Raw genomic sequence first — 9,801 nt, 5'->3', positions numbered from 1 at the left:
GCGATATTTGACGTCTCCGGGCTGCCAAGCCTTGCTACCGTCAGCGCTCGTGGTGACATCCCTGCTTTGCGCAACCAGTGACATTTCTGAATGGCATTTACATATCATGTACGCGGGTGCGCGCTACCCCCGACTGCGACTCTTGTTAGAAAACAAAAGGCGCAAGATAGAAGGTTGGCGGTACGCTGGGGTGCCGGTGAACGTGATGGCGCTCGACCATATTCCGCGAGTTCAAGCGCAATCCTTCTCCGATCCATGCATCCCGCTGGTCGAGGTGCCATAGAGTGTCACGCAGCATCTATTGCGGCATCTCCCCCGAAATCCGTTTGAGTCCGGCAGCGCGGGGATCATAGTGATAGCCCGTTATTGTGCCGTCCCTGATCTTTTCGACAGCGTCGTTGATTACAAAGAGAGGAACGAGGAACCATTCTCGCGGGACCACAGGCCTTCCAAAGCGATCCATGATCTCGATCTCGAGCCGTGCAGGTTCGAAAATGCGGTGGATCAGGTTCTCCAACTTGGACCGATTGATGTTGTAGAGCTCGTATGTCGCGACCACCTCGACATTCGCCATCAGAAACGTCGGCTGCAACTGCGCGCCGGCGATCCGCTTCTCGACGCTCATATTGGTAACGCCGATCTTGTGCACCAGTTCCCGGTTTTCCGTGACGAGTGGATGATCGGATTTGCTGCGAAGCACATAAATGATCCCGCTCGCCTCATCACCATCGATTGTCTGGTCCGAAAAAAGTGGGCCTGCCGATGGGTCAGTGATTCGGCGTCCCGCGCCGTCCTTGTTCAACGCGCGCTGGAGCGAGCGCATCAGCATGTTGCTCTCGGTGCCGTTGTCAAAAATCACCCGCAGACGAGCATCGGTACGACCTTGCTCATTCGTGATGGTCTCACCCTTTTCAGTAACATAGGCTTTCTGACCGCCGACGATGAAAAAGCGGCCCTTCTCAATCTCGGCTTTCATCTCGAAAGGGCGGGTCTCCCGCAAACCGCTATGCAGTTCTTTCTGGACCATCTCGAACAATGGCTTGAACTTCGAAAAATCTTCGCATTTTTCGCGATTGGCGACCTCGTCGGCGGCCTTTTTCTCGGCTGTAGAGCGGACATGCTTCAATTCTGTGAGTGGTGACTTGGCTACTTCTACGCCCAACTCAGCGAGCAGGGCATCGTCTTCTAGATCTTCGGCGCCCGACGTTGAGGCCGCAAAGGTTTCTGCAAGAAGACCTTGCTCGTCCAGTGGGGCAAGGAGATCGCGGCACTCCTGCAAGTCGCGGATCCGATCAAGACGCACGGCGTAGAGGCGTTCAAAGATATCAAGATCCTCCCCGTGTTGGGGAGGCTGGCCATGCTCCTCTGCAAATCGCGAGATTTCCTCAAAACCTGCGACGATGCGTTCTTCGCGTGGTGTGCGGCTGAGCTGCTTCTTGACTTCGACCTCGACGCCAAGCTCAGCAAGGAGGGCATCATCTTCGTCGGTGAAACTCTTAGCCATTGGCAGCTTCCTGCTTCATGCGCGCGAGATAAGCCACACCTTCGGCCATTTTCTTTTCCCACGGGTCCGGTGAAGTAATCGACGGCAGGCGGCCTCGCTCTTGCTTGAACTTGACGGCTCGCTTCGCAAGATCGCGCGCCTCATCCGGTGACAGTTGCACTTTTTTCGCCGAGATGACGGCCTGGACCTGCCGAAGGCTTTCCTCGCTCATAGTCTTTGCCAGAATCGAGTAGGCTTCGCCGAACGGGTTGATGCGATCAATCAGGTCGATGTCGAGTTCGCGCACGTCCATTGCGAATTTGCGCACCCCGTCGATCAAGGCGGTATTGCCGGTTGTTTCTGTGTCATCGCGGTTCGACAGCGCGATCTCTTTTGCCTTTTGGGTCAGGTTCAGCGCAGCAACTGCGTGTTGGCGCACCGCTTCCTGATCCTCTGCATCTAGCTCTGGGAACCTAGCACCGACAATCTTGCCCATGCGGACCTGCGTCAGTTCCTCCGGCACCAGCTCTTCGTCGAAGAGACCCCGTTCGATCGTAGTCTTGTCCTGAACGAAAGCTGTGATGACCTCATTGAGGTCCTCTTGGCAGATGCGCTTGGCTTCCTTGCTCTTGGGTTCGACCAGGCCTTTGATTTCGATCTGGAACTGCCCGCTGGCCTCGTCGAAGCCGACGTTTTCCTTGTTGGGATCATAGCCGCCCTCACCGTAATCAAACCCTTCGACAGGGCCACTTTTCACGGTCTTGGGTGTGAAGTTGAAACGCGGGGCCAGCACCTGTTCCATCAGCAGGCTCGCTGCGATCGCTTTCAGTGTATCGTTGACTGCCTCGGTCACGGCTTCGGCCGCGGCGTCGGGCTCCGCGATAAGGTTGGTGAAGCGCGCGCGCATCTTGCCCTCGGCATCGCGGGTGGCACGGCCGATGATCTGCACGATCTCCGTCAGGCTGGCGCGATAACCCACCGTCAGGGCGTGTTCGCACCAGATCCAGTCAAACCCTTCTTTCGCCATCCCGAGGGCGATGATGATGTCGACATGGTCGCGGTTGTTCTTATGCGCAGGGTCCTTCAGTGCGTTGGACACCTTGTCCCGCTTGGCCGGTTCATCATCGACCAGATCGGCGATGCGCAGCACCCGCTCCTCGGGCGTCTTGACCAGCTGAAAGCCTGTGATGGGATCCGCTCCCTGCCAATCGCCCAGGGCGTCAATGATATGCTCGACCTCGCGATGCTTGTCCTTGGTGCTTTCGCGCGAGTTCACGTTCGGGATGTGAAGGATCGTCTTCTCGGTCGGATCCAAAACCTTGAGAATGTCGTCCGCATAGGACCCGGAATAGAAGAAATAACCGATGTCAAGCGTCTTGAGGTATTTGTAGCCATTCAATTGCTGATAGTAGGTATAGGTGAAGGTATCGAACTTTGCCTCATCTTCGGGCGACAGAACGGCTTCGGCATCGCCGCGGAAATAGGACCCGGTCATCGCAACCAGATGCACCTTGTCGCGCGCGACAAGGGCGCCCAGATGCGTGCCCAGCTTATTATCAGGGTTGGCAGAGACGTGGTGAAACTCGTCTACCGCGATGAGCCGATCGTCAAACGCTTCAATCCCGAACTTGTCCACGGCGAACCGAAAGGTCGCGTGGGTGCAGACCAGAACCTTGTCGTCGCTCGCCAAGAACTTGCCGACAGCGCCCACTTTGCCATCATCCCCGCCGGGAGCGTTGCACAGGTTCCATCGCGGTTGCACGGTCCAGTCTGCCCAGAAGCCGTACTTGCTCAGTGGCTCGTCGTTGAAGCTGGACCCGATGGATTTTTCTGGCACCACGACGATGGCCTGACGCAGGCCCTGGTTGTATAGCTTGTCGAGTGCTATGAACATGAGCGCGCGGCTTTTGCCAGATGCCGGCGGCGACTTGATCAGCAGGTATTGCTCGCCCCGCTTCTCATAGGCACCCTCTTGCATTTCGCGCATGCCAAGCTCGTTCGATTTGGTCGAGCTTCCATTGGCCGCGTAATTGACAGAGACGGAAGGAACTTGCTTTGTCATGATGTTTTCCTTCTGAGGGGCGCAGAATCATTCGCTTTAGGGCAGGCAATCAAAACCCGATCAAGTAGCGATACCGCACCACGCCTATCGTAACAGTATGATTTATATGTATTTTCCAATTTACGCCCTCTAGCCCACATACGCACAATCAAAACCCGATCAAATGTTATCCCTGTCACGCCCATGAGGGGACATAGCCAGCACGAGGGCGTTCAGCATCCGCAGGACGGATCAGACCAGCATCCAGCGTTGCGCGAATAACCCGCGACGCCTGCGCAGCGTTCTGGTCGTCGATGCCGAGCCGCTCCCGAAGTGTCGCGTTCGTCATCTTCTGACCGCCTACGTATTTGAGCGCGGCATGTTGGTAACACGCTCGCACGGCTTCTTCCGGTGTCATGTCCGCAAAGCGGCGTGGTGCAAACAGAACCACGCGCACGGCGTCTCCCTCCATGCGGAAATCCGGTGGGGGCAACTGGTGTAGCTCAACCGCCGAGATCACCTTGTCGATGCCGGTGCCTTGTTCTTCGCAAAGTTTCATGCGCCGCATCAAGGAAGCAAGAGCTTCATTTCGGGAACGCGGGGGCGAGTCCAAAAACCGGTCGGGGCTAACCAAGGGGGCGCCCGGGTTCGTGATCTCCATGCGATCGCTGAATAACTCGATGAGTGGACCGGCACCGGTGATCGTCATGTCCTGGTGGATCAATGCGTTGGCGATCAATTCGCGGATCGCTATCGACGGGTAGAGCGGACGCTCCTCGCGGAATGCTTTACCAATCAATTCGTTGCGGGGCAGAAGGCCGTCGATGTAATCCACCAGCCCCTGAAATCCCGCTGCATAGCCGCGCTGGCCGTCCTGGCGGTGGCTCACGTCATCTGCACGTCCGGTGCCAGCATAGGCCACGAAACGAACCCCTTTGCGCTCTACAGAGGGGCCGAAATCGGAAAGTTTCTTGGCATACAGGATTGCGCCCAGATTGGTAATGTTCCAGCGGTCGCTTACATCTTTCTGGATCAGACGATCTGCCAATAGCTTGTCGAAGATCCCCTGCCTGTTATCCGGCAAGGGCTGGCCCGTAAGATCGAAGTAGTTGGCGTAATTCAGCCGCGCAAGAACGTCGTCGCCGGACAGGAACTGCGCCGCGACGCCTGTCTCCCAAGCGTAGGGCTGCAACTTGCTCCAGAGGGCACGCAGGCGTTCCGGATGGTCGGACAGGCGCGGCGTGGCACTGCCGATGCGCAAATAGGCGGTCCGGTCAAACTCTACCGGAGCGGTTGCGGCGGCGGGGATAGTCAGCAGGATCAGGCGCTGCCCGTCATGATCGACCTCTTCGAACCGGAACTCGATGCCCGGCTGGAGGTGGTTGGCCACCCACAGTTCGAGCGGCTGCCCCTTCTCCTTTTTCACGGTCGGCTCGAAACTCGTGCCGACAACCGCATGATCGCCGTCTCGCACCCCCCAGACCACATAGGCATAGTGCTGATCGGCCAGCCGTGCAGCATTGGACAAGGCAGAGATCAGCTTGCCGATCAACGGCCCGTCGGCATTGTTTTCCTTGAACTCGATCCATGTGGTTTCCGCTGGTTTGGCACGCAGATCGTCCACCAACCTGCGGGTGCGTTCCGCGCTCATGACAGGGTCAAGGGTCATAGTGTGTCCACTTTCTGACCCACCACGCCTGGGTAGCGTTTGTCGTAGGGGCATTCCTGTATTGCTCGCCGGCCCAGGTCGTTCGGCTTGGCCGGGCTACCGTTGGTGGCATAAATAATCGAAATGGAGGGAAAACCTTTGATCATTGACCTCTCACCCGCTTATCAAAACGTCTTAAAAATATGCGGGCTGTGATCAGGATTATTTGAAACCGAAAAGCACAATCTTCTTCATCTGACAGGCCCGGATGGCTGCCGTGCGGATGCAATCTTGCCCACAACCCCAATACGTACGCAGGTTTGCCTCTGTCGTTCTCCCACTCATTGTATTCGTGAAGTAGGAACGGTCCCGATTTTGTATCTGCAAGATATTGCCTCTTTGCGTCATCGCTAACCTTAGGATCACATCCAAAATACTCCGCAATTTTGTCCAGCAGTTCCTGATAGAAATCTCTGATCATCGCGTTGGCGGAAGACCAGTTCCCTTGCGAAAAGTTCTGAATCGCTTGATCCAAATGCCCCTTGGCGGCGCCCAACCCGTGCCGACCAAGTAAGGCCTCAATTTCGCTGGTCGCCTCTCGAAAATCTGTCTCAGGTACATCCTCAGGCAGCATCCGCCTGAGAACAGTCTGTGTAATGACCCTTGGAGCGTCATCGAAAATGGAAGATCTGCCCATTGGGTCTGGAACCTCCTCTTCCACAAGTGTGAAGCCATCCATTTTCAGACCAGCAAGAAGACGCAACCAGACATCTGGCTTGTTGCGCTTGCTTTGCTCGGATGCCGTAATTGCATGCTCAATCATGGCTCTGCTTAGGTCACAGTTTCCGTTGACCGTCGGAACAGAACGTCCCCCCATACTGCTTCTTGCGAACCGAACCATTTCAATGGCCTTCGATGCTACCGATCCAGAACCACAGAATTCGTCAACACCCCACCCTAGGGTGAGAGACGAGAAAGCGGTTTGTGTCGACATTTCAGCAATCATCTCGCCCGCTGCCATCAACGTCATGCTGTTAAAGTCGCTCATGCGCTCACCTTCGTCGTCATCTTCGTGTACATCTCGAACAGTTTTTCCAGCCGTTCGGTGTCGTTGCGGAAACGGCGGCCGATGTAGATGCGTTCCAGCACCTCGTCGTTGTGGTCATGCGCTGCGCGGAGGTTGGCGGGCATTTTTTCGGGGTCGTAGAGGTCGGCGATGGTGGCGGGGAAATGCGCCTCGCGGGCCAGAAGGATACCTTCGGCCGCCGCTGTCAGGTCGGCGCGGTTCTTTTCGGTCAGTTTCGGGACGGGGAAGGTGTTCCAGCCCATGGTGTTAGAGTAGCGATATCGAGTTTCCAGCTTCCCGCAAACCGTGGCGATCCAGACCAGATGCAGGCGCGAGGCGATCAGCGCCATGTTCCAGAGCGGGGCATCGTATAATGCGAGAGCGAGATTGGATACGCGAACGTCACTGGGCATCAAGCCACACGGCAGGTATTCTCGACGTTCAGAGGATACGCTTGGAACGACGATGGAATTTACTTCTCCAATGATTGTTCGCTCGAACTTGTACGGCGTCAGCAAGCCCGCTTTGCCGCGCTCGCTCCCACCCTGTCGGTAGATTCGAATGCGCTCCAAACGTTCCGCAATCGGAGGTATTGAGAATGCAAGTTCTGCTTGGTGATCTTCAATCCAAAGACAATATCTTTGTTGCCCATTGATGAACTCGCTCGATCCTACAATTGGCTTCACGAGAGGAGATGCCTGAGGGAAACCTTCCAAGAGATCGTTCGCTTCGTCAGGCGACAGTAACAGGTTGCCCTGATCCCGCGGTATGTTGCCGCCGAACATTGTCGCTATCTCTGCAATTGGTTCAGAGGCACGTTCAACAATAATATTGGCCCCTTCGGTGAGGTATGCATTTATGGCTTCGACTGACTTCATGAAGTCAGCTCCATAAATAGCTTTGGACCGTTCACCAACAGCGGCGATCCCAACGATCACACAGGTGACCTGAGCATTCTTGCTCGCATTATTGCCCCAAAGAAAGTTCTGATGTCCGAAAAATATTTCTTGTCCGTTCTGAAAAATTCGGGGCCAGATCAACGGAACTTGGACACCTTGGCAAATCGAGTTTGTAGAAACAAACGCGAAACAGCCGCCATACTTGATGAAGTCCGATGCCTTCCAGAACCAACCCGCGATGTAGTCAATTGCACGTACTTTTTTGTTTCCTGGTAGCAGCGCGTTCAGATCGTCCTTTTGCTCCTTGGTCTGATATTTGTCGCCGACATAAGGCGGGTTTCCGCAAACATACGTCTCGCCTCCTTCATTCGCGAAATCGATCTGCGCCTGATCCAGCGGCGACATGAACAAGTCATCCGCTTGAAACTTCACCCCCGTCCCCGTGGGCGGGCAGACCGACAGCCAGTCCAGCCGCAGGGCGTTGCCACAGGTGATCCAGTTCTGCGCGTCTAGCGGCAGGAACTCGGCCAACGCCTCTTTCTGGCCGCGATAGGTCACGTCGCATTGATATTCCGCGATGATCAGCGCCAGCCGCGCGATCTCGGCCGAGAAGTCGCGTAGTTCGATCCCGCGATAGTTGGTCAGGGGAATGTCGGTGCGGCGCAGCGGCTCGCCCCGGCGCTTGTTGATCTCATACTCGATCGCGCGCATTTCCTTGTAGGCGATCACAAGGAAGTTGCCCGACCCGCAGGCGGGGTCGAACACGCGGATCTTGGCCATGCGGGCGCGCAGATTGGCCAGCTTGCGGGCGTTGTCGCCCGCCGCCTCCAGTTCTGCCCGCAGATCATCTAGGAAGAGCGGGTTCAGCACCTTCAGAATGTTCGGCACGGACGTGTAGTGCATGCCGAGGACCGAGCGTTCCACCTCATCCGCGACGGCCTGGATCATCGAGCCGAAAATATCGGGGTTGATCTGTGTCCAGTCGAGGCTGCCGATATGGGACAGGTAGCGCTGCGCGATCTTGGAAAAGCGCGGCACATCGGTGCTGCCCGAGAAGAGGCCACCGTTCACATAGGGAAAGGTGTCGGCCCAGCGGGGCAGCTTGGCCTCGGCCCGTTTGGGGATGGCGGTGTTCATCGCACGGAAGATCTCGCCGATGACTTCGTGCGTGTTCGACCCGTCGCGGTTCGCCATCTGGTCGATGGTGGCGGTGAACAGGTTGTCGCTGACGAAGATGTCGGTGTCTTCGGCGAAGAAGCAGAAGATCAGCCGCGCCATGAAATGGTTCATGTCGTGGCGTTTTTCGGCGCTGCCCCAGTCGGGGTTGTCCTTGATCAGCTCGACATAGAGCCGGTTGAGGCGGCTGGTGGCGCGGATGTCAAACGCACTTTCGCGGATCTGCTTGACGGTAGAGATGCCGGCGAGCGGCAGGAAGAAGCCGAAGTGATCGGGGAAATCGGTGTAGCGGCAGGCGATGGTCTCGCCGGTGGTGATGTCCTCGGCCTCGAGGTCGATGCCGTCAGTGGCGAGGATGAACTTCGCCTTGGCGCGGGAGGTGGCAGGGCTTTCGCGCAGGGCGGCGAGGGTTGCCGCGATTTCGCCCGGGACGCAGGTCGCAAGGTGGATGTTGTTGGTCTGCAGGACGCCGCCGATGTCGGACTTGTTCGATGCGCCGGTGCGCAGGCGCTTGATTGTCGTCTCCTTGTTTCCGAAGGCCATGAGGAAGGCATAGGGGAACTCTGCCGCATCAAAGGGCTGCTCGGCGAGTTCGGAAACGGCTTGTTCAATCTCAACGGCGTTCATGCGGTAGTCCAGGGGTTGATCAGGTCGATCTCGCAACCCTCGAAGTCAGGCGTGTTGCGCGTGGCGACGGAGGCACCACGGGTGTGGGCAATTGAGGCAATCTGGCAATCGGCCTGGGTGATCGGTCGCCCGGCGGACCGTCGTGCGGCGGAGATGGCGGCATAGGACTGCGCGGCGGCGCTGTCGAAAGGCAGAATGCGCCCCGCAAGGTCCTCACGCAGGATGCTGTCCACTGCATCAACCAGCGCGGCGCGCCGCTTGCCGTTCCCCATGATCGCGAGGCCGTAGCGCAGTTCCGCTTCCGATATCGAGGTCAGGTAGACGTTGAGCCCGTCCTGCGCCGACAGCCATTGCTCGACCCTCGGCTCGGGAGCCGGGCGCAACAGCTCAGAGAGGACATTCGTGTCGAGGATGATCATGCGTCAGGCCTGGTCGAACGCGGGCGGTTCACGCATGGCTTCACGCTGCGGAAGGTCGAGATCAACGCCACCCAGAGGCGCGACCCGCTCGCGGATGGCCGCGGCAAGATCGTGGGATGGCTTCGCTTCGCCGACAACATGGCGCAAGATCTCGCGCGCCTCCTCTTCCATCGAACGGCCGTGCTCAGCCGCACGGATGCGAAGGCGGCGCTTCACGTCATCGTCAAGGTTCCGGATGGTAATGCTTGCCATGATCTCCTCCTGATAGGAGTGTAATCATCGCAATCAATGCGATCAAGGCTAATCGCTGGAACGCATGGTTTCCTCAGGGTGGGCAAGCCGACGCTGTCAGCTCGCGATCTTGCTGATCACCGCAACTGTTATACGCATCATCAATGTTGCAATAGTATATTTTCGTATGTATGCTGGGTGAAGATTGTCA

The 9,801-nt window shown here is 57.2% G+C and carries 8 protein-coding genes; 1 reads left to right on the top strand and 7 read right to left on the bottom strand.

Annotation, left to right across the window (positions count from 1 at the left end):
* The coding region (locus tag QQL78_RS18955) for a hypothetical protein (RefSeq protein ID WP_284376106.1) at window positions 1-283 on the top strand (283 nt) is incomplete at its 5' end.
* A 15-nt stretch (window positions 284-298) separates the two neighbouring features.
* Here QQL78_RS18955 and QQL78_RS18950 read toward each other — a convergent pair.
* The 7 genes from QQL78_RS18950 to QQL78_RS18920 form a co-directional block, all read right to left on the bottom strand.
* Window positions 299-1,504, bottom strand: coding sequence for a GIY-YIG nuclease family protein (locus tag QQL78_RS18950; RefSeq protein ID WP_274576059.1), 1,206 nt, complete (start codon window positions 1,502-1,504; stop codon window positions 299-301).
* Window positions 1,497-3,470 carry a pseudomurein-binding repeat-containing protein gene (locus QQL78_RS18945; protein ID WP_274576060.1) on the bottom strand — a complete coding sequence of 658 codons (1,974 nt, stop codon included), beginning with the start codon at window positions 3,468-3,470 and terminating at the stop codon, window positions 1,497-1,499. The genes QQL78_RS18950 and QQL78_RS18945 overlap by 8 nt, the downstream gene beginning before the upstream one ends.
* 250 nt (window positions 3,471-3,720) lie before the next feature.
* Window positions 3,721-5,193 carry an ATP-binding protein gene (locus QQL78_RS18940; protein ID WP_083351912.1) on the bottom strand — a complete coding sequence of 491 codons (1,473 nt, stop codon included), beginning with the start codon at window positions 5,191-5,193 and terminating at the stop codon, window positions 3,721-3,723.
* Window positions 5,194-5,335: 142 nt separating this feature from the next.
* On the bottom strand, window positions 5,336-6,220 hold the full coding sequence (locus QQL78_RS18935) for a hypothetical protein (RefSeq protein WP_064223261.1): 885 nt from the start codon (window positions 6,218-6,220) through the stop codon (window positions 5,336-5,338).
* Window positions 6,217-8,940 (bottom strand): class I SAM-dependent DNA methyltransferase, encoded by a 2,724-nt coding sequence (locus QQL78_RS18930; protein WP_074647014.1) that lies wholly within the window; start codon window positions 8,938-8,940, stop codon window positions 6,217-6,219. The genes QQL78_RS18935 and QQL78_RS18930 overlap by 4 nt, the downstream gene beginning before the upstream one ends.
* Window positions 8,937-9,359 carry a type II toxin-antitoxin system VapC family toxin gene (locus tag QQL78_RS18925; RefSeq protein WP_074647016.1) on the bottom strand — a complete coding sequence of 141 codons (423 nt, stop codon included), beginning with the start codon at window positions 9,357-9,359 and terminating at the stop codon, window positions 8,937-8,939. Before QQL78_RS18925 ends, QQL78_RS18930 begins: the two co-directional genes overlap by 4 nt.
* 3 nt (window positions 9,360-9,362) lie before the next feature.
* Window positions 9,363-9,611 carry a FitA-like ribbon-helix-helix domain-containing protein gene (locus QQL78_RS18920; RefSeq protein ID WP_064223258.1) on the bottom strand — a complete coding sequence of 83 codons (249 nt, stop codon included), beginning with the start codon at window positions 9,609-9,611 and terminating at the stop codon, window positions 9,363-9,365.
* Window positions 9,612-9,801: the final 190 nt, after the last annotated feature.

It is taken from the genome of Sulfitobacter pacificus (genome assembly GCF_030159975.1).
Lineage (GTDB): Bacteria > Pseudomonadota > Alphaproteobacteria > Rhodobacterales > Rhodobacteraceae > Sulfitobacter > Sulfitobacter pacificus.
The sequence above is the reverse complement of the archived record's forward strand: the minus strand, read 5'-3'. Positions and strand labels throughout refer to the sequence as shown.